The 20,926-nt window shown below is 57.9% G+C and carries 18 protein-coding genes and 2 other annotated features; of the genes, 6 read left to right on the top strand and 12 right to left on the bottom strand.

The genetic code is table 11. The features are described 5' to 3' along the window. Window positions 1-89: 89 nt before the first annotated feature. From T363_RS0110055 to T363_RS0110045, 3 genes are all read right to left on the bottom strand, one after another. Window positions 90-941, bottom strand: coding sequence for an energy-coupling factor transporter ATPase (locus T363_RS0110055; RefSeq protein WP_031475488.1), 852 nt, complete (start codon window positions 939-941; stop codon window positions 90-92). Between the two features lie 113 nt (window positions 942-1,054). Continuing rightward, entirely contained in the window at window positions 1,055-1,213 is a 159-nt protein-coding gene (locus T363_RS16055; protein ID WP_154658790.1) for a hypothetical protein, read from the bottom strand. Window positions 1,214-1,256: 43 nt separating this feature from the next. Further along, window positions 1,257-2,123 carry a class I SAM-dependent methyltransferase gene (locus T363_RS0110045; protein WP_031475486.1) on the bottom strand — a complete coding sequence of 289 codons (867 nt, stop codon included), beginning with the start codon at window positions 2,121-2,123 and terminating at the stop codon, window positions 1,257-1,259. Between the two features lie 241 nt (window positions 2,124-2,364). Between T363_RS0110045 and T363_RS0110040 the strand changes: the two genes are divergently transcribed. Next, the gene (locus tag T363_RS0110040; RefSeq protein WP_031475484.1) at window positions 2,365-3,441 is read left to right on the top strand and encodes an alpha/beta hydrolase; all 1,077 of its coding nucleotides are present in this window, start codon (window positions 2,365-2,367) and stop codon (window positions 3,439-3,441) included. Between the two features lie 62 nt (window positions 3,442-3,503). Here T363_RS0110040 and T363_RS0110035 read toward each other — a convergent pair whose 3' ends face one another. The 9 genes from T363_RS0110035 to T363_RS16050 all read right to left on the bottom strand — a co-directional run bounded on the left by T363_RS0110035 (window position 3,504) and on the right by T363_RS16050 (window position 14,255). Beyond that, window positions 3,504-5,426 carry a YgiQ family radical SAM protein gene (locus T363_RS0110035; protein WP_034972164.1) on the bottom strand — a complete coding sequence of 641 codons (1,923 nt, stop codon included), beginning with the start codon at window positions 5,424-5,426 and terminating at the stop codon, window positions 3,504-3,506. 306 nt (window positions 5,427-5,732) lie between these two features. Beyond that, a complete protein-coding gene (locus tag T363_RS0110030) occupies window positions 5,733-5,978 on the bottom strand; it encodes an IreB family regulatory phosphoprotein (RefSeq protein WP_031475480.1) in 246 nt (81 codons plus the stop codon). Between the two features lie 234 nt (window positions 5,979-6,212). Continuing rightward, window positions 6,213-7,595: a DUF4179 domain-containing protein gene (locus T363_RS0110025; RefSeq protein ID WP_031475478.1), complete on the bottom strand. Its 1,383-nt coding sequence runs from the start codon at window positions 7,593-7,595 to the stop codon at window positions 6,213-6,215. Then, entirely contained in the window at window positions 7,585-8,091 is a 507-nt protein-coding gene (locus tag T363_RS0110020; RefSeq protein ID WP_031475476.1) for an RNA polymerase sigma factor, read from the bottom strand. Before T363_RS0110020 ends, T363_RS0110025 begins: the two co-directional genes overlap by 11 nt. Window positions 8,092-8,335: 244 nt before the next feature. After that, entirely contained in the window at window positions 8,336-10,744 is a 2,409-nt protein-coding gene (gene pheT, locus T363_RS0110015; RefSeq protein ID WP_031475474.1) for a phenylalanine--tRNA ligase subunit beta, read from the bottom strand. A gap of 302 nt (window positions 10,745-11,046) precedes the next feature. Beyond that, complete coding sequence (gene pheS / locus T363_RS0110010) at window positions 11,047-12,066, bottom strand: phenylalanine--tRNA ligase subunit alpha (protein WP_031475472.1); 1,020 nt, start codon at window positions 12,064-12,066, stop codon at window positions 11,047-11,049. 290 nt (window positions 12,067-12,356) lie between these two features. Beyond that, window positions 12,357-12,595, bottom strand: a binding site (T-box leader). 53 nt (window positions 12,596-12,648) lie between these two features. Further along, window positions 12,649-13,113 carry a hypothetical protein gene (locus T363_RS0110005; RefSeq protein WP_031475470.1) on the bottom strand — a complete coding sequence of 155 codons (465 nt, stop codon included), beginning with the start codon at window positions 13,111-13,113 and terminating at the stop codon, window positions 12,649-12,651. Between the two features lie 19 nt (window positions 13,114-13,132). After that, window positions 13,133-14,005 carry a hypothetical protein gene (locus T363_RS0110000; RefSeq protein ID WP_031475468.1) on the bottom strand — a complete coding sequence of 291 codons (873 nt, stop codon included), beginning with the start codon at window positions 14,003-14,005 and terminating at the stop codon, window positions 13,133-13,135. An 88-nt stretch (window positions 14,006-14,093) separates the two neighbouring features. Then, window positions 14,094-14,255: a hypothetical protein gene (locus T363_RS16050; protein ID WP_154658789.1), complete on the bottom strand. Its 162-nt coding sequence runs from the start codon at window positions 14,253-14,255 to the stop codon at window positions 14,094-14,096. Between the two features lie 108 nt (window positions 14,256-14,363). Between T363_RS16050 and T363_RS16390 the strand changes: the two genes are divergently transcribed. From T363_RS16390 to T363_RS0109955, 5 genes are all read left to right on the top strand, one after another. After that, complete coding sequence (locus T363_RS16390; protein WP_169737578.1) at window positions 14,364-14,537, top strand: hypothetical protein; 174 nt, start codon at window positions 14,364-14,366, stop codon at window positions 14,535-14,537. Window positions 14,538-14,974: 437 nt separating this feature from the next. Further along, window positions 14,975-15,192 (top strand) — a binding site (T-box leader). Window positions 15,193-15,246: 54 nt separating this feature from the next. Continuing rightward, complete coding sequence (locus T363_RS0109975) at window positions 15,247-17,868, top strand: valine--tRNA ligase (RefSeq protein WP_031475464.1); 2,622 nt, start codon at window positions 15,247-15,249, stop codon at window positions 17,866-17,868. 425 nt (window positions 17,869-18,293) lie between these two features. Continuing rightward, complete coding sequence (locus tag T363_RS0109965) at window positions 18,294-19,352, top strand: hypothetical protein (RefSeq protein WP_031475462.1); 1,059 nt, start codon at window positions 18,294-18,296, stop codon at window positions 19,350-19,352. A gap of 19 nt (window positions 19,353-19,371) precedes the next feature. Next, window positions 19,372-20,244 carry a hypothetical protein gene (locus T363_RS0109960; protein WP_031475460.1) on the top strand — a complete coding sequence of 291 codons (873 nt, stop codon included), beginning with the start codon at window positions 19,372-19,374 and terminating at the stop codon, window positions 20,242-20,244. A gap of 429 nt (window positions 20,245-20,673) precedes the next feature. Next, a partial coding sequence (locus tag T363_RS0109955; protein WP_242840260.1) for a transposase occupies window positions 20,674-20,926 on the top strand: 253 nt, incomplete at its 3' end.

Genomic DNA, 20,926 nt, shown 5'->3' with positions numbered 1-20,926 from the left:
GGAAATGGAGAAGGAAGGAGGTGCCAAGGACGGTATTTGATGCGGCGCTCGGTGCCGTACCTTCACTCTCAATTCTCGATTCTCAATTCTCAATTTAGGTATTGTTTTTCTAAAATATCCGCACATTCGGTAACCGAGAGCGCGTCGATCGGCAGGGTTTCGCCGTCCTCGCGGTCAAGGTCGTACAGCACCTCAATGGTTTGCGGTACGGTCAGCGATGCCTCGCGCAGCGCCTCCACCTGCGTGAAGATCTCGCGCGGCGCACCGTCCATCAGCACATTGCCCTGATGCATCACGACCACGCGGCCGGCCTGCACGGCTTCATCCATGTGGTGCGTGATGAGGATGACTGTGATGCCGTACTGCTTGTTCAGCTCGCGCACCACCGCCATTACCTCGCGCCGCCCCTGCGGGTCAAGCATGGCGGTTGGCTCATCAAGCACCACACAGCGCGGCATCATGGCGATCACGCCGGCAATGGCAACGCGCTGCTTCTGTCCGCCGGAAAGACGGTGCGGCGCCTGCTTGCGGTAATCGTACATGCCGACGGCGCGGAGCGCATCGTCTACGCGCTTCCGGATCTCCGCGGGCGGTACGCCCATGTTTTCCAGCGCAAAGGCGACGTCCTCCTCAACAACCGTGGCAACGAGCTGGTTGTCCGGATTCTGGAATACCATGGAAACGGTTTTGCGCACTTCATAGGTGTTTTCTTCCTTGCGTGTGTCCATCATATCGACATAGCACACGCCGCCGGTAGGCAGGCGGATGGCGTTGAAGCAGCCCGCAAGGGTACTTTTGCCCGATCCGTTGTGTCCCAAAACGGCAACGAATTCGCCGCGCCGGATGGACAGGCTGACGCCTTTGAGTACGGGTACGGCAAGCTGACCGTCCTCGACCGGATAGGCATATTGCAGATTTTCGGTTTTGATGATTTCAGACATGATTGTTTTCGTCCTCTGTGTCAGGCGGATCCGCCTGTTTGTGATATGCGGTGGGGGCTTGTCCGGCATACCCTGCTGGTATGTACGTTCGGCTGCGAGCCGGCGGAAAACCGTTAAAGCTTGGGGTGGTTATATTCGTCCAGCGCATCCTTGATGGCTTTTTTAATGACAAAGTAGAGCAGAAGCAGGCCGATGGCGAGCGGAATGAACGATAGTAGGATAGCCGCGAGCGAGCTGAACATGGTGGAGAGCGGTGATACGGCAGACGGCATAAGAATGCTCCTTTCTGATCTATCTGTTGGCGAAAGTGTACAGTTAGGTTTCCGCAATAAAGCGGGCGGATGAGCCGCAGGGCAGCGTCAGGCCGGTCGCTTCGACCGGCAGACCCAGCTCCTGCGCTTCAATGCGGCCGGCGGCGCGTTTGCCCGCCGTGATGCCGAGCAGATAGCTCATTACCGAGGGGGCAAGGCCGGTCGAGTAGCTGGAGATCAGCACAAACAGGGGCTTGTCGGACAGGACGCCCATGGTCAGCTCGATAAAGTCGGCAACATCGTCCTCGATCTTCCACGTTTCCCCCGAGGGGCCGCGCCCGTAGCTCGGCGGGTCCATGATGATGGCATCGTATTTGCGGCCGCGGCGGATCTCACGCTGGACGAATTTTTTGCAGTCGTCCACGATCCAGCGGATCGGGCGGTCGGCCAGTCCCGAGGAGGCGGCGTTTTCACGCGCCCACTGCACCATGCCCTTGGAGGCGTCCACATGGCAGACCGATGCGCCCGCACCCGCTGCGGCAAGGGTGGCGCCGCCCGTGTACGCAAACAGGTTGAGCACGCTGACCGGACGGCCCGCACCCCGCACCATGCGGTCGATAAAATCCCAGTTGGCGGCCTGCTCGGGGAACAGACCGGTGTGCTTAAAGCTCATCGGCTTAAGCTGGAAGGTCAGGTCGCCGTAGTGGATGGCCCACTGTTCGGGTAAGTGCCTGATCTCCCACTTGCCGCCGCCGGCGTTCGAGCGGTGATAGATGGCGTTCGGTTTGCTCCACGCGCGGCAGGAGACCTCACGCGGCCAAATGGCCTGCGGGTCGGGCCGCACAAGGATCTGCTCTCCCCAGCGCTCGACCTTTTCGCCGCCGCCGCAGTCCAAAACGGCATAGTCCTTCCAGTTATCTGCGATCCACATAGATAAAAGCCCTCATTTTCATCCGGATAGGTTGCTTGGTTCGTTACATAATATATCACTTTATTTTATCACCAAAAACCCTTCGGCGCAATGAAAAAAGCCTTGTATTTGTAGCTTTTCGCAGGGCTTTGTGCTATTATACAAAAAAAGGGGAAGCCCGGAACGCCGGTTTCGTCATCACGCGGAAGAGGAGCGGGATGGAAAATGGGATTTGTCTCCCCGTGGGAAGGAGCGTATGCGTATGTATCAGGATGGAAGCGGACGACATACCGAGAGAAAACAGTTGACCGCCGCGGACGGCACCGTGCTGAACGGCAAGCTTGACCTGCCCGCGGGTCATGCGGAGCGGCTGGTGATTCTGGTCAACGGTTCGGGGCCAAATACCTGCGATAACCGTCGGGATAAAGGCGACGGCACGCAGTTTTGTTTTTATGAAATGCTGGCAGAGGAGTTCTGCTCCCGCGGTGTCGCCTGCTTCCGCTATGCGGCGCGCGGCTGCACGGAGGGGGATATGCCGCCGCTGTACTGCACGGTGGAGGAAACGGCGTATCAGACCTATACGCCGCAAAACAGCATAACCGATCTGGAACAGTGGATTGGCGCGCTGCGGGAAGATTCCCGTCTGCGGGACGCCCGCGTGGTGCTGTTCGGCATGAGCGAGGGCGCGATGATTGCGCCGACGGTGGCGCGCCGCGGCCATGCCGCGCTGGCCGGCTTGCTGCTGGAGGGGTATGCCAACAGCACAATGGAGGAGGTGCTGGACTGGCAGCAGAGCGGCAACAGCGATTTGCTGTTTTACCGCCGGTATTTTGATGAGGATGGCACGGGAGTAATCACCCGCGCCGCATTTGAAGAAGACCGGTATGGCGTGGCTGCCGCGCTGGGCGTTTCGTTTGATATGTTGGATCAGAACGGCGACGGCGTGCTTGATTTGTCGGACTTTGCTGCGCACAATGCGGAAAACCGCGCAGCGGTTTTCCGCGCCATCCGGATGCGGGATGATACATGGCTGCGTACGCACTATCCCGTGCGACTGACCGCAAACTGGTTTGAGGGACACCGGCGCTTACCGCCGAACAGGGAAACCATGCCGCAGTTGACGCTGCCGCTCCATATCTTTCAGGGGACGATGGATGCCAATGTCAGCGTGGAGGAAACACTTGCCGTTCGGGACGCGTTTGCAGCGCTGGGAAAACAGAATTTGACCGTGCACCTGTATGAAAATGCAGGCCATACGCTGGATTTTGAATCCTACCTGTATACCGGCGTGTGGCCGGATGGCTGGAGGGATATTTTCGATATCGCGGCGGCATTATAATATCAAAGCAACTAAACAGGGGGCAGGATATAGAATCCTGCCCCCTGCTTGCTTGCATGGGATCATTTTTTCTTTTTCGCCTTGGCCCAGCCCTTCTTTTTAGGTGCGGGCGGACGGTGCGTGCCGCCTTTGCCCGTGCGGTGCGCAGCGGCAGGCTGCTTTTTGGCGGCAGCGGGCGGCTTTTCGCCGCGCGCGGGACGGATCAGGCATTCCTTGCCGAAACCGATCAGATCCTCGCGCCCTGCTTTTTTCAGGGCAGCTAATACGATCGGACGCTTGTCCGGCCGACGCCATTGCAGCAGCGCGCGCTGCATAGCTTTTTCCTCTGCGGTTTTGGCGACGAAAACCGGCTGCATCGTGCGTGGATCGATCCCGGTGTAATACATGGCGGTCGAAAGCGTGCCCGGCGTGGGGTAGAAGTCCTGCACCTGCTCGGGCATGTAGCCGACCTTGTTGAGATACTCGGCCAGCAGGATCGCGTCGTCCAGCGTCGCGCCCGGATGGGAGGACATCAGATAGGGCACAAGATACTGCTTGCGGCCGAGCTTTTGGTTGATGCGGGCGTAGCGCTCGCGGAACTGCTCGTATACGGAAAATGATGGTTTGCCCATATAATACAATGCGTTATCACTCATATGCTCGGGTGCTACCTTGAGCTGACCCGAAATATGGTGCTCGACTAGCTCGCGGAAAAAGGCGTCGTTATGGTCGGCCATCATGTAATCGTATCGCAGGCCGCTGCGCACAAACACCTTTTTGATCCCCTCGAGCTGCCGCAGCTCGCGCAGCAGGTTTAGGTAATCCGTGTGGTCTGCTTCAAGGTTTTTGCAGGCCGATGGGAACAGGCAGCGTTTGTTTTTGCACAGGCCGTGCTCCTCCTGCTGCTTGCAGGCAGGCGCGCGGAAGTTGGCGGTCGGTCCGCCGACATCGTGGATATAGCCCTTAAAGCCGGGCATCTGCACGATCTGCTTGGCTTCCGCGATCACGCTTTCGTGGCTGCGCGACTGGATATACCGCCCCTGATGGAAGGCGAGGGCGCAGAAGTTGCAGGCGCCGAAGCAGCCGCGGTTATGGATGATGGAGAACTGCACCTCCTGAATGGCGGGCACACCGCCCTCGGCCTCGTAGGAGGGATGATAGGTGCGCATATAGGGCAGGCCGTAGACGTGATCCATCTCCGCGGTCGTCAGCGGCAGGGCGGGCGGATTCTGGATGAGCACGCGCTTGCCGTGGCGCTGCACAAGCGCTTTGCCGCGCACATGGTCCTGTTCGTCATATTGCAGCTTGACCGAGCGGGCATAAGCGGGCTTATTCGCGCAGACCTCTTCAAACGAGGGACATTCGACCGCGGGGAAGGACAGACCCTCTGCGTCATGTGCCAGATAGGCGGTGCCGCGCACACCTGCGCAGGCCGCCGCGCCCTTTTTGCCGTGTTTCAGGTTGGCGGCCAGCTCGAGCACGGAATGTTCGCCCATGCCGAACATCAGCCCATCTGCGCCGGTGGATTCCAAAATGGAGGGCATGACGCGGTCGGCCCAATAATCATAGTGGGCAAAGCGGCGCAGGCTGGCTTCGATGCCGCCCAGATAGACCGGCACATCGGGAAAGGCGCGCCGCGCAAGCATGGCGTATACGGTCACGGCGCGGTCGGGGCGCTTGCCGGCTTTGCCGCCGGGGGTATAGGCGTCATCCGAACGGCGCTTTTTTGCCGCCGTGTAGTGAGCGACCATGGAATCAATGTTGCCGCCGTTGATGAGCACCGCGTAGCGCGGGCGTCCCATGGCGAGGATGTCGGCTTCCGAGCGGAAATCCGGCTGGCTGAGGATGGCGACCCGATAACCGGCATCCTCCAGCACGCGCGAGATCACAGCCGTGCCGAAAGAGGGATGGTCGATATAGGCATCGCCGGTGATGAGCAGGAAGTCGCAGTAATACCAGCCGATATCGGCCATTTCCTGCTTGCTGATGGGGAGAAAACCGTTCATAACTTTCCTTTCGCTTTACAAAGCAGGCGGGATTTGCTATTCTACAATCAAGGCACTGTCGCGCACGGCAGGCGGTTGACCGCACTCCACGGAAAGGAGTGTGATGTTTATGGAACAGATTTGGCAGATCGTCATCCTACTTATTCTGCTTGAGATCATAAAAACCATAAAAAAATAACCGCCCTCCGACCAAAGATTGCGGTTATTTTTTCATAAAATAAAGCGTATCTGAGGTTAACCGTCTGTTGGCAGTGCCTCTTCTACTTTTCATTATAGCGGATATGTTCCGTTTGTCAAGTCCGTCCCTCAGTTATCGAGGTAGAACTGCACCAGCTCCTGCATCAGCTCGTCGCGGTCGATCTTGCAGATCAGGCTGCGCGCGTTGTTGTGGTTGGTGATGTACGTCGGGTCCTCGGAGAGAAGATAGCCTACGATCTGATTGATCGGGTTATAGCCCTTCTCCTTGAGCGCATCATATACTGCGGTCAGCGTGCGCTTCATTTCCTTGTTGGACTCGTCTACAAGGCTGAATTTTCTTGTACCGTCGAGCATGTCTTTCTCCTTTCCGATCCTACCGGTGGTAATTGCTATAAACAGCATAATACAAAACCGACAAAAAGTAAAGGCTTATCCGGATAAAATAGCGGCAAAAACTTTTGCCAAAGCTGGCAGGCAGACGCCGCCGCAGTCTTTTTATGGGCGGGCTTTCCGCTTTTATCCGGGGGAAGGGAGGGGCACGGACGGATAAAGCCGCAGTGGGCTTCGGCAGCCGCGGTGCGTGGTATCCTACGGCAGCTCGATCGTGACCGCCTGCTCCTCCAGCAGCACTATATCGTCGTTCGTCTGCAAGAAGGATACGCCTGCGATGAGGGACAGCTCCGCTTCGGTCGCGCCGGGGTAGTACAGCGTGGCGGTGACGACGCCGGTCTCGCGGTCAACATAGCTGTCCGCATAGGGGGCGGAAGCAAATTCCACCGGCTCGCCGTTCCGGTCGGTAAGGGTGAACTGCGCCTGCGCTGACCAGACCGCGCCGTGCAGCGAGAAGGTGGCGGTCGCCTGCTCTTTGCCGACGGTCAGTGCTTCGAGCGTCAGTCCGCTCGCGCTGCCGTCCGTCAGCGGCAGGTCGTCCAGCGCGCCCTTGACCTGATGCGCCTTATAGTCGGAGAGAAACGGGATGACCGTGATGGATTTGGTCGTTTCATCCGCGCCGATGAATTCAAACAGGTTGGAGGAACGTCCGAACCCGCCCGCGGTCATCCCTGCCGGCAGACGGGGCAGGAAATTGCCCTTGTCATCCCGCAGAACAAAGCTGTCCCACGGGGCGCCGTCGGGCGACTGCTCGCTCAGAGTGATGGTCGAGCTGAGCGGGGAGACCGATACGCGCTCGATGCGCGGCGCGCGGTCAACGGTGAAGCGTTCTCCGCGCTCGTCTGTGCCCTCATAATGCACGAGGAAGTCCCGCCCCGGCTCGACCGTGCGGCTGCTCACCGCGCTTTTGTCCACCGAAAGCGGGAATCGGAAATCAGCGTCCCGTGCATCGCAGCTGCTCTCGTTGGTAAACAGCAGCAGATCAAACTGGTCGGGCAGCGCGGTGCGCAGCGGCAGGCGGTGCAGGCCCTTGAGCGTGTGGTCATCCACCAGAAAGGCTTCGTTTTCGATCGAACCGGAGGTGTCCAGCAGTTTGCCGTTCACTTCGGCCCAGAAGGTGGGCGTGGTCCATTTGGCGCGCCAGTGCGCCGGGTCTTGTGCGTCGCCCACCAGCTCGATGGGCGTGTCGCCGGTCAGTGTGAAGAATACGGTCAGGTAGTTGTCATCCGCGGCAAGGTTGTCGATGGTCAGCGTCTGTCCGTTATGTTCTGCGCTGATGCCGACGGCGGCGTTATACTGCTCAAAGGTATCGGCCTGTGAAGCATATTCCGTGCTGCCGCCGAAAAAGTCCACACGGTTCTGCGCCATGCGCAGCATGGCGGGCGCGCCTGCGGCTGCGCCGACTACCAATGCTGCGGCAATGCCAAGGCTGACGGCCAGCCGGAAGGGGCGGCGGGTTTTGACCGGCTGCACCGGTTCGGGCAGTGTGTCGAGCAGTGCGTCCATGCGGCGGTCAAAGTCCGCAGGGATGGGGCTGCCCTCGCGTGCGGCGCGGGTTTTGATGCGATCGTCAAATTTCATATTCGCTTTCCTCCTTCAGCAGGGTGCGCAGACGGCTGCGCGCGCGGGACAGGCGGCTGCGCACCGTGCCCTCGCGGATGCCGAGCGCACGGGCGATCTCGGCAGTCGTCATATCCTCGTAGTAATACAGCACGGTTGGGATGCGATAGTCCGCAGGCAGGCGCAGCACGGTATCCCACAGGCTGCTGTCGTGTTCGTCCTCCGCGTCACCTGCCAGCGGCTCCAGATCGTCGGTATAGGTCACGCGGGCGGTCTTGCGGCGGTGCTCATAGGCGCAGTTGACCGTGATGCGGATCAGCCAGCCCTTGACGGCTTTTTCATCCCGCAGACGGCCGAAGGCCTGCCACGCGCGCAGAACGGCTTCGCCCACCGCGTCCTCCGCGTCCGCATCGCTGTCCAGCAGGGCGCGGGCGGCGCGGTACATGGCGTGTCGGTGCAGGGTGACGGCGGCAGCAAAGCGCTCGCGCGGGTCATTCTGTACAGCCGTTTGTATCATCTCCAATGGGATCACCTCGTTTCATTTGAGTCCGGACACTATTAAGATGCACGGGGAACGGGGTTCGCTCCCGCAAAAGGGAAAAATTCTGCGAGGGATGCGCAAAATAATTTTTGTGACTGGCGTACAGCGTGCTGAAACAAAAGAAACGCGCGGTCTTGCAAAAGAACAAAAGCGCAGGGCAGGCTTTATGGCCTGCCCTGAAATGGTATTTTCGGATGAAAAGGGTGCGTGCAGCGGAGGATCAGCCGCGCAGCACAGCGCCGAAGCTGCTTTCCAGTGCAGCCAGCGCATTCTTCATGGCCTTGTCGCATTCCTCGTCGGTCAGTGTGCGGTCTGCCGCGCGCATGGACAGCGAATAGGCGACGGATTTTTTGCCCTCCGGGATGCCCTTGCCCTTATAAACGTCGAACAGCTTGACGTTTTCGAGGATTGCGCCGGCGGCCTGTTCGATCGCGGCCTGCATGGCGGCAGCGGGTACGCTGTCATCGACCAGCACCGCGATATCGCGGGTGGAAGCCGGGAACTTGGGCAGCGGATGATACAGCTTTTCGGTCTCGATGGCGGCAAACAGCTTTTCAAACTGCAGCTCGGCGGTCAGCACCTCGCCGGACAGACCGTAACGCGCCGCCACGGTCGGATGGATCGCGCCGAATACGCCGATAACCTCGCCGCCGGCCAGAACGTCCGCACAGCGGCCGGGGTGGTAGGACGGGTTGTTCTTCTGCGGCGCAAACTGCAGCCCCTTGATGTTCAGCTCGCGGCAGAGCGCTTCGATCACGCCCTTGAACTGGAAGAAGGACAGGCGGCCGTAGGTGCCGAGCGTCAGCACCTTCTGCTCGCACGGCAGCACGTCCGGATCGGCCTTGCCGTCCCGGATGACCGGCAGGTAGACCGTGCCCATCTCAAACAGCGAAGCGGTGGGGTTGCGGTGCGCGTGGTTGTGCGCCAGGGAATCCAGCATGGAGGGCAGCACGGTCGTGCGCATGATGCTGAAATCCTCGCCAAGCGGGTTGAGGATGGTGGTCGAGATGCGGCGCGGATCGTTTTCCGCCCAGCCGATCATATCGTAGAATTTGGGAGAGATGAACGAGTGGGTCATCGCCTCGTCAAAGCCGGCCTCGCGGCAGATGAGCGAGGCTGCGCGCTCGGCCTGCTGCTTGGGCGTGAATTCACCCTGTACCATCTCGCCCGCGTACAGCGTGGTCGGGATCTTGTCGTAGCCGTACATACGCGCCACTTCCTCGGCAAGGTCGCACATGCGCGCGATATCCGTGCGGAAGGAGGGTACGATGACCTCGCCGTTTTCCACGGCAAAGCCCAGCTTTTCCAGACAGGCCTGCTGTTCCGCGGCGGACAGGTTCAGGCCGAGCAGGCCGTTCATCTGCTCCGGCTCGAAGGGCAGGCGCACCGGCGCGGGATCGGAGTGGTCTACGTCGATCACGCCGTCCACGACTTCGCCGGCGCCGAGCTGCTCGACCAGCTCGCACGCACGGTTGACCGCATCAAGCGTCATGCGCGGGTCCAGTCCCTTTTCAAAGCGGCCGGAAGCCTCGGTGCGCATGCCGAGCGCCTTGGCGGTCACGCGGACGGTGGCGCCGTGGAAGCAGGCAGACTCAAACACGACGGTACGGGTGTCTTCCTCGATTTCGGAGTTGGCGCCGCCCATCACGCCCGCAACAGCGACCGGCTTATCATTGTCGCAGATGGCGAGCATGCTGTCGGTCAGGTCATGGTCCACGCCGTCCAGCGTTTGGATAGATTCGCCGTTTCGTGCGCGGCGCACAACGATTTTGCCGTCCGACAGGCAAGTGTAGTCGAACGCGTGCATCGGCTGGCCGTATTCCAGCATGACATAGTTGGTGATGTCAACAATATTGTTGATCGGGCGCACACCGCAGGCGTGCAGGCGCTCGCGCATCCACGCGGGAGACGGCTCGATCTTGATATTTTTGACCAGACGTGCGGTGTAACGCGGGCACAGATCGGGGTCGCGCACCTCAACCGACATCTGCGTGCGGATATCGCCGCCGCAGCCGTGGACAACGGGCGTTTTCACGGCAAACGGGCGGTCAAAGGCTGCGGCGGTCTCACGCGCAAGGCCGATGACCGACAGGCAGTCCGGACGGTTGGAGGTGATTTCAAAATCCGCGACCCAATCGTCAAGCCCGAGCACTTTTTTGATATCCTCGCCGACCGGCGTACCTTCCGGCAGGAACAGGATGCCGTTTTCACAGGCATAGGGTACGCAGCCGTGGCTCAGTCCCAGCTCCTGGAACGAGCACATCATGCCGTTGGAGGGCACGCCGCGCAGCTTGCCCTTGGTGATCTTGACGCCGCCGGGCAGCGTGGATTTGTGCAGGCACACCGGGCAAACCTCACCCACGGAGTCCGGGGTGACGTTGGGCGCGCCGGTGACGATCTGCACGGGCTCACCCTGACCGACGTCGAGCTGGCAGATCTTAAGATGGTCGGAGTCCGGATGGTCAACAACCGACAGGATCTTGCCGGTCACAACGTTGTCGATCTCTGCGCCGAGGTAGTAAACCTCCTCGACCTTGGAGCCGGACATGGTAAGGCGGGCGTCATACTCCTTGGGGGTGACGCCGTCGATGTTGGTATAATCTTTCAGCCAGGAAAGCGGAAGCTTCATGACAACTTACTCCTTATCGTGATTGGAATTGAGAGAACAATGTAGAATGATCCGCGTCTCGCGCGTCCGCAAGACAGCCACGCCCTACGGCGTGGCGAGCCTTTGGCCCGCCGCAGCGGCCCGCGCGCAGCGCGGCATTCCATCAGGAAACGGCCTTGCCGTTTCCGTGCAAAGTCAGGACATGCGCCTGACTTGGCACACCCCGACCCAGCCGCCTTGGGCGGCGTCCGGGGGTATCAAAATCAGGTTTCATCGGAACCTGATTTTGTATATAGGGGGTATAGGATACCCCCTATACTTCTTTAGAACTGATGCAAAAACCGCACGTCATTTTCATAGAACAGGCGGATATCATCAATCTTGAAGCGGCCCATGACCATGCGCTCCAGACCGATGCCGAAGGCATAGCCCGAGTATTCGTTCGGGTCGATGCCGCTCATTTCCAGCACCTTGGGATGCACCATGCCGCAGCCGAGGATCTCGATCCAGCCCTCGCCCTTGCAGAGCGGGCAGCCCTCACCGTGGCAGCGGTAGCACTGGATATCCATTTCGGCGCTCGGCTCGGTGAACGGGAAGTGGTGCGGGCGGAAACGGACGACGGTATCCTCGCCGTAGAGCTTTTTGGCGAACAGCTCCAAAATGCCCTTTAGGTCGGACATACGGATGTCCTTATCGACGACCAGACCTTCGATCTGGTGGAACAGCGGGGAGTGGGTCGCGTCCACCGCGTCCGAGCGGTATACGCGGCCGGGCGCAATGATGCGGATCGGCGGCTTGCGCTTTTCCATCACGCGCACCTGCATGCCCGAGGTCTGGGTGCGCAGCACGACATTGTCCGAAATATAGAAGGTGTCCTGCGTGTCGCGCGCGGGATGATCCTTCGGGATGTTGAGCGCTTCAAAGTTGTAGTGATCCAGCTCGACCTCGGGGCCGTCCGCGATGGAGAAGCCCAGACCGAGGAAGATCTCCTTGAATTCATCGAGCACGATGTTGAGCGGGTGCTTTTTGCCGATGACGACTTCCTCACCCGGCAGGGTAACGTCGATGGTTTCGGCTTCGAGCTTGTGCGCGAGTGCGGCCTGCTCGATGGCCTGCTTCTGCTTTTCAATGATGGTTTCGATCTCGGCGCGGACATCGTTGATGAGCTGGCCGACGACCGGACGCTCCTCCGCGGCAACGTCCTTCATGCCCTTGAGGAGGGCGGTCAGCTCACCCTTTTTGCCGAGGAACTTAACGCGTGCCTCATCGAGCGCGCGGGCGTCCGCGGCGGCGGCAAGCTGATCCTTGGCGGCCTGCAAAATGCCTTGCAGCTTTTCTTTCATGGTTTCATTCTCCTTTTGGAATGGAATTTTGTTGGAACGAAGGCTTGCGCGTAGCAGCGCGCATGAAATAGGTTTTGCATTGTAAAACCATCAAAACCGGGAGCACAAGGTGAATTGACGCGAAGCGTCAAGAGAAGGTGGCCTGGGCCATGTATCACGGTTTTGATACCCCGACCCAGCCGTCTTGGACGGCGTCCGGGGGTATCGGAAGCCGGTTTCCTCGGAACCGGCTTCCGTATATAGGGGGAATGGGATACCCCCTATACAAAGAAAACGCCTTCCGTCCCGCAGATAGGGACGAAAGGCGTAAAACACTTCCGTGGTACCACCCTGATTCCCGGACAGCGCCGGGCACTCATTGAACGCCGGTAACGTGGCGTTATGCCGCCTGCGCCTACTGGGAAAAGCCGTTCAGCGCCGGTGCTCGCAGGGGAACTTCACATCAGGTCTCTTTGGGCGGCTCACAGCCGAAGGCCGCCTTCTCTGAAAAGAGGGGGATGGTGCTACTTTCCCTGTTCATCGCAGGTAACAGTTCTATTAAAACACAGTTTTGCGGCAAATGCAAGGGGGGATTGCGCAAAATCAGCGATCAAATACAAAGGTGACGGGACGGCAGCTTTCAAACTGCCAGTCGGTCAGCTCCACTGTGACGCCGCCGGAGAGCGCCTCGGGCGGCACGTTCTCAAAAATCTTGACGGTGATGCCGTGTTTCTCCGGCAGGATGGTAGGATTTACATTGGGCAGCGCTGCCGGATAAATGTCCCGGTTGGGATCTTCACCCTCGAAAAAGCATACAAGCGTTTCCGCTTGCGGATAGTACGCCGCGCGGTGCAGGGTCACGCCGCTTTGCTTGGCAGGCCGGACAAGCAGCTCCTGCACTTGCAGGATGCCGTCCGGTACGGTGTGTTCGACCTGTGCCATATGTGCGGTGCGCGCTTCGGTATGGATGACTTGCCATCTGCCAGCCGTCCGCCATGCAAAGCCCGCGGTGAGGATGGGCACTGCGATGATGAGAATGGCGGGTATTATCGTTTTTCTGCGTTTCATGTGCAAACATGCCTTTCTGTCAGAGCATCACCAAATCCAGCAGCAGGTGCAGGCTGACCATACCGCATATACCGCTGAGGCTATTCGCGACCAGCGCATAGACAACGGGATGCGGATTCGGCTGGTCGGTATGCAGACGGCGCCGGTAGATCAGTGCTTCGAGCATGAAAATCACCAGCTCGACCGGCAAAAACAGCAAATCCGCGAGCAAAAGCTGGCCTTGCATTGCTAAAATTCCCAGCGTGGCGGTCAGCAGCACCTGCGTGCTGAGGTTGGTCAGCAGAAAAACCTTCCAGTTGCGTTTGAGCGGAAAACCGAACAGGAGCAGCAGCAGCCCTTCGATCAGAAGCGTCGGAAGCAGGGTGGACGCGATTTGCTTGGCATAGGAGTGAAGCGCCGATCCGGTAGGTGTCAGCGTGTTGGACGCGCAGTCATAATAAAAGGACTGCTGGAGCATCGTGCGCCCGATTGGTTCGCTGACCTGCACGCCGTTTTCCCCTGCGAGGATCACGCGGAACGCATCCGGCACACCAAAATAGCGGTACTCGATGATGTGGTTCTCGTTGTCGATCTGCGCCCAGGTCGGTGCGGGCGTGCCGTCCAGTATAACGAATGTCCATCCGTCGGGGGCGGCATCGCGCAGCACGGCTTGATCGGCCGGGCGGAGCTGCGCGCCGTTTGTACCGGCGGTACTGTCATAATGGTTGCGGTCATACAGGCTGCTTGTATCGTCGCTGACATAGAGCAGGTCGATGTAATAGTTCCCCGCGGGTGGATGAACCAGATAGATGGTCGCCTTGTCCTTGGGACCGGTATCGGCTCCCGCCGTTACCGGCAGTGCGCACAGCAGCAGAAGTGCGGTGCAGAGCAGGGTACGCAGTTTTTTGCGCATCAGGCTCACCTCTTTACCACCAGTATAGCATATAAAACACCGGGAACAAGTTACAAAAAGGAGACGGGACAGCGGCGCTGCGGCGGTTTTATCCGATGGCGCGTTCCTCTGCGGCGGCGAGAGCCTGCCGCAGGCGCGCAAGGAGGAAATACGGCTCGGTCTGCGCCCCGTCGCACTCGATCGACCGGATCACATCATCGACCGCCCCCACCAGATAGAGATAGGCAGCTTTGTAGTTGAGTTCATCCATGTAAATCATCTCCTAAGAATTTAAGAACCCGTTATGGGTTCTTTTCTAACATTGTACCACATAAAGCACTTAAAATGAACCCATAATAAATGTGTTATGGGTGCGGATATGGAAAAGAAAAAGCATTTGTCCTTGCGGTTGGATGATGAGACGAGAAGAAGGCTGAAATATGTGTCGCAGTATGAAGGTCGTTCGATCAATGGTCAGGTGATGCATTTGATCAATCGGTGCATCAGCGATTTTGAAAGGGAGCATGGCCCGATCGAGCTGCCCGAGGAATGAAAAAACGAACCGGCAAGGCATCAGCCTTGCCGGTTCGCGCGTTATTTGCTTTTTCGCACCCGCTGTGGTATGATAAATGCAGGAAAACCGTTTGGTTTTCAGCGCAGCCGATCCCAGCGGTTGGCGGTCTGCTTCCACCGATCCCATTTAGAGGGGAGGTGGTGCGATGATTACTTATCCGGAACTGATTCAGTTTTGTATGATGCTCATTGCATTTGCCAGTCTGGTATACCAGATCAGCAAAAGAAAATGACCGCCTCAGCCTTCCAAGCAAGCGGTCATCTCTTTTGATCGTCTAAGGAAGTAGCCGCCAATTGGCTGCGCCCTTTTCTGTTATCAGTATACCACAGTGCGAAAAAAAGTCAAGCGGGGTGCTCATTTTCCCTGATCTGCTTGACAAATACGCTGATTCTGGATATACTGTTAAAGTTAAATCGTGAAATGCAATGAAAAAGAGGAGTATCCCTGTTTTGCGCGCTTAGAGAGAGGGCGGTTTGGTGCAAGCCCTTCGGCAGACGGGGAGAAGGTCGCTTTGGAGCAGGAGGGCTGAAACCAGTCAGGCTCTCCCGTCCCCCGCCCACGTTACGGGTCAACGAGTGCGCGGCAGCTTTGCCGCGAAGTTAGGTGGTACCACGGAGCACGCTTCGTCCTATTGTAGGGATGGCGTGCTCTTTATTGTTGTTATCAAAAGCGAAAAGGAGATAGATCAATGAGCGAACTGCCCAAGACCTACGACCCGAAAGCGGTCGAGGACAAGCTGTACAGCTTTTGGAACGACTCCGGCTTTTTCCATGCCGAGGTCAATCCGGACAAGAAACCCTATACGATTGTCATTCCGCCCCCGAACGTGACCGGCCAGCTCCACATGGGTCACGCGTTTGACGAGACCTTGCAGGATATCCTCATCCGCACCAAGCGGATGCAAGGCTATGAGACCCTGTGGATGCCCGGCACCGACCATGCGGGCATTGCCACCCAGATCAAGGTGGAGGAAAACCTCCGCAAGGAAGAGGGCAAGACCCGTTACGACCTCGGCCGTGAGAAATTCCTTGAGCGTGTGTGGGACTGGAAGCACCAGTACGGCAACCGCATCATCGAGCAGCTCAAAAAGCTCGGCTCGTCCTGCGACTGGGAGCGCGAGCGCTTCACGATGGATGAGGGCTGCTCCAAGGCCGTGCGCGAAGTATTCGTCAACCTGTATAACAAGGGTCTGATCTACAAGGGGCACCGCATCATCAACTGGTGCCCGCACTGCGCGACCGCGCTTTCCGACGCCGAGGTCGAGTATGAGACCCAGCCGGGTAAGCTGTGGCACATCCGTTACCCGCTGGCGGACGGCTCGGGCGAGCTGGTGGTTGCTACCACCCGTCCGGAAACCTTTATGGGCGACACCGGCGTGGCGGTCAACCCGAATGATGAGCGCTACAAGCACCTGATCGGCAAGACCTGCATCCTGCCGATTATGAACCGCGAGATCCCGATTTTCGGTGACGAGTATGTTGACATGGAGTTCGGCACGGGCTGCGTTAAGGTTACGCCCTGCCATGACCCGAACGACTTTGAAATGGGTCAGCGCCACAACCTTGAGCAGATTTTGGTGTTTAACGAGGACGCGACCGTTAACGAAAACGGCGGCAAGTACGAGGGTATGGATCGCTACGAGTGTCGCAAGGCGGTCATCAAGGATCTGGAAGAGGGCGGCTACCTCGTCAAGGTCGAGGAGCACGAGCACAATGTCGGCACCTGCTACCGCTGCGGCACGACCGTTGAGCCGATGACCTCGGCGCAGTGGTTCGTCAAGATGGCGCCGTTGGCAAAGCCTGCGATGGACGTTGTCAACGAGGGCAAGACCAAGTTCGTGCCCGACCGCTTCTCCAAAACCTATCTGCGCTGGATGGAGAATGTGCACGACTGGTGTATCTCCCGCCAGCTGTGGTGGGGTCACCGCATCCCGGCGTTCTACTGCGATGACTGCGGCGAAATGACCGTTTCCAAGGAAGATATTCACGTCTGCCCGAAGTGCGGCAGCAAAAACGTCCGTCAGGAAGAGGATGTGCTGGATACCTGGTTCTCCTCTGCGCTGTGGCCGTTCTCCACGCTCGGCTGGCCGGAAAAGACCAAGGAGCTGGAATATTTCTACCCGACTTCTACACTGGTTACCGGCTATGATATCATTTTCTTCTGGGTGGCGCGCATGATCTTCTCCGGTGTGGAGCACATGGGCGAAACCCCGTTTGAAACCGTGTATATCCACGGTCTGGTGCGCGATGCGCAGGGCCGCAAGATGTCCAAATCGCTGGGCAACGGCATTGACCCGCTCGAGATCATCGACCAGTATGGTGCGGATGCGCTGCGCTTTACGCTTGCCACCGGCAACAGCCCCGGAAACGATATGCGCTTCTCGGATGAGCGCGTGCAGGCCAGCCGCAACTTCTGCAACAAGATCTGGAATGCGTCCCGTTTCATTCAGATGAACCTGACGATCGATAAGGACGCGAAGGCGGAGCTGCCTGCGGAGCTTGCGATCGAGGACAAGTGGATCGTGTCCAAGTACAACACGCTGGTGGCCGAGGTCACCCGCAATATCGACCAGTACGAGCTGGGTCTGGCGGCCTCCAAGCTGAACGACTTTATCTGGGATAACTTCTGCGACTGGTATATCGAGATCGCCAAGACCCGCCTGCAGAACGGCGATGAAAATGTGCAGAAGGTGTTGTGCTACGTGCTTTCCGGCGCGATGCAGCTGCTGCATCCGTTTATGCCGTTCATTACGGAAACCATCTGGCAGGCGCTGCCGCACGAGGGACCGTCGGTCATGGTGTCCCAGTGGCCGGAATATGATGAAAAGCTGCACTTTGCCGCGGAGGAAGCGCAGATGGAAACGCTGATGGACGCGGTGCGCGCCATCCGCAACCGCCGCAGCGAGATGAACGTGCCGCCCTCCAAAAAGGCCAAGGTGCTCATCCTTTCGGAAAAGAAGGAGACCTTTGCCGCAGGCGCGGGCTTCTTCCCCAAGCTGGCGTATGCGTCCGAGATCGAGCTGATCGACGCAGTGCCGGAGGATGCCGCCAAGATGGCGTCGGTCGTCACGGGCGATGCGCAGCTCTATATGCCGATGGGCGATCTGATCGACTTTGAGGCCGAGCGTGCCCGCCTTGCCAAGGAAAAGGCCAAGGTGGAGGACGACATCGCGTTCGTCATGAAAAAGCTGAACAACCCGAAGTTCGTCGATAAGGCGCCCGAAAAGGTCGTCGCGGTCGAGCGCGAAAAGGCGGATAAGCTCCGCGAGCACCTCGCAAAGCTTGAGGAATCCATCGCCGCGCTGGGCTAAGGCAGAGTATAAAATGAACCGCCTGCGGGTGGCGGGGGCTGTCGAAAAACTTTGTTTTTCCGGCGATCTGTGTTTGGACTGCGCCAAATGCGAATGAGGGAAAAATTTCTATGGAAACTTTTTCTCTCTTGAAGTATAAGAAGTATAAAAAGTCAGGCATATGTCCTGACTTTTTATGCATTTGCGCTGCAAATGCTGTCTTATGCACGCTTTCGTGTGTGTTTTCTGATACTCGTCAGAAAGATTTGTTCGGTAAGCTGTGCGCCGCAGGCAGGCTGACCTGCGGCGCACTTAGCTGTTATGGGATGAATATGAAAATGTGTTTGAAAATTGTCCAAGTTGCCTATTACTTTTTTTCCTGTTTGGTCGGATAGTTACATATAAGGGAATGAAACCGACAGCACTGCAGAATGGAGGGATCACGGGTGGTGGAGCGGATTGGACGGATGCAAATGCCTTATCGGGCCTCAGAACAGCAGGTGCGGAGCGGGGATAAAATGTCTCATGTGCGGGCTGCTGCGGATGGTATGCAGCAGGATATGCTGATATTGCAGGAGGATTGGCGGCAGACGGATTGGACGCGTGCGGTCAATCAGGTGCTGAGCAGCTTGTGCGACAGCTTCCCCGCTGTTACGATTGTAACCGGAAGCGTGCAAGGGGAAGATGCACTGCGGCAGCTTGCGGCTGGACTGGGGAGTGGCAAGCATTTGGTAATTGACCCGAGTTTTTTGGAAAAAATGGCATGCGGACCAGAGGAATTTCAGAAGGGCTGTGCAACGCTGATGCGATTGCTGCGTACGCTTCAGGCATCGGATATTACAGGAGTATATGTAACCGGGGAGCAGGCACAAAACTGGAAGTATTTTGAAAAATCGCCGGCGGCAGAGCAGATGGAAAAGGCAAGGCAACTGCTGCACAGATTTGCAGAGATGAACAAGCCTGCCGAGCAGAAAAAGCCGATGTTCCCTGTCAATTTGCGGAACTATTCAACCAAAAACAAGTATCATCGGCTGGCACGCGCAGTGAACGTGAGTCAGGTTCATCTGCTGATTTCGGATATCAATGGCACCATTAACAGCTTGCAGGGTGAGGCCATATCCTCCGGCGGGAATGCTGCGCAGGCGCGGCGCGCGATCCGATCGCTGCGCACGCTGCTGCAGCGTGCCACGAGGAAAATCAGCCGCCTGCAGGCGGAACAACTTATCAGTGCGAAGAAAAAACGTGCTGAACGGGAGCAGAAGCAAGAAGAAGCGGGTCGTTTGCGTCAGGCACAGAAGGAGCAGCGCCGCAAACGGCAGCGTGCGGATGCGGTGACGGCAAACAGCGGTATCGTGCAAAATAAGCGTTGGAAGTATGCATATGACGCGTTTTCAAAGGCAGAGGTGCCGGCGTGTCCAATACCTGCGGCTTCGGCAGATAATATGGGTGTTACAGAAGGCGCAGCGGACGGTATGGTCGCGTTGGGGCCGGAGATTGCGCTTTGAATATGCAAGGAGGAGATATATGAAAAGCATCAGCCCTAATGTCAAAAAGGGCATTGCGGTGGCGGCGCTGGTTGTGGCGGCGCTGCTGTCCGCCTTTGTGCTGGCGGGACGGCTGTCCGATCCGGCATTTCACGCAGCTTCGATCGCTGCGCTGGACGAAAAGAAGGTGACGGTTACCGAACTGACAGCGGCGGTAGCCGGCGGGTCGATCGCCGTTTCGGCTATCCCGGGTGATGCGACCACGCCGATCGCCAACCAGATTGCGGAAATGGCAACCTACCTTCTGCTGGTGGTCGGTGCGATTTTGCTGGAAAAATTCCTACTGACGATGAGTTGTCTGGTGACCTTTCAGTACCTCATTCCGATCGCATGCGGGCTGACGATTGCCTGGCTGTTCTGCCGCCGTGCGGTGCTGCTGCGGCTTGCCGCACGGCTGACGGTATTCGGCTTGATCATCTGCCTGACCGTGCCGGCCAGTTTGCAGGTGAGCGCACTGATGGAGCAGACCTTTGATACGCAGAAAACGGTTGATGCCGTGCAGCAGGCTGCTGATGCAGCCGATGCCGGACAGGCGGACAGCACTTCTGCGGAGACAGATGGCCGCGGCGGCTGGCTGTCACAGGTTGGTGAGAGCGTGAGCGGCAGTATTGCCAGTGCGGTGGACAAGGCCGAGCAGATGCTCAGCCGGTTTGTGGATGCGGTCGCGGTGCTGATCATCACAAGCTGTGTGCTGCCGGTTGCGGTGCTGCTATTCTTCCTGTGGGTGACCAAGCTCATCTTCGGGATTCGGCTGCCGGTGTCACCGCGCGGTACAGTCCGTGCGGTGCATGGCCGCTTCCGCTGCAAACAGGCGGCGCTGAAGGGTGCGCCGAAGCAAAACGGTGATGATTGACCGAAGAGAAAAAATGCGTTCTTCCCGATCGGATTGGCAAAGCGCCGGTACGGCGGAGCGGAAAGCGCAAAAGCTGAAGCGCAGTTGCATGTGGGCAACTGCGTTTTAACTTGTCGAAAAAGTATTTTGTTGATGAGCGTCAGCAATACGCGTGGCGGCGCGCATCAAGCAGCATTTGCAGCGCAAATGCATAAACAGTCAGGACATGTGCCTGACTGTTTATACTTTGAGCGAGAAAAAAGTTTCTGTGCAGGAACTTTTTTCTCGCGTATGTTTGGCGTAGTCCAAACATAGATTGTCGGAAAAACGAAGTTTTTCGACAGTCTCAAGCGCAGCTTCATGTGTGATATGTACCCCCTTTACTGGACACCCAGTAGAGGGGGTATTATTATGCGGTACACATATGAGTATAAAAGGAAATGTGTAGAAATGTATCGAGAAGGAAAATGGCCAGAAACGCCAGAAGGTATTAGCGATAAATCCTTTCGAGATAAAGTGAGACTATGGGTAAGAACAGAGGATAGCCGCGGTCCAGAAGCACTGAAACACAAAAATTTCAATAGGAACTGGACACCAGAAGAACGGCTAGAACTAGTATCCCAAGTAATGTCCGGGAAATCCTGTGTGTCAGTGGCAATCGAGGCCGGTATTCAAGATAGACTATTGTATCAATGGGTTCAAA

Source organism: Agathobaculum desmolans ATCC 43058 (genome assembly GCF_000701665.1).
In the GTDB taxonomy this organism is placed as follows: Bacteria; Bacillota; Clostridia; order Oscillospirales; family Butyricicoccaceae; genus Agathobaculum; species Agathobaculum desmolans.
The sequence above is the reverse complement of the archived record's forward strand: the minus strand, read 5'-3'. Positions and strand labels throughout refer to the sequence as shown.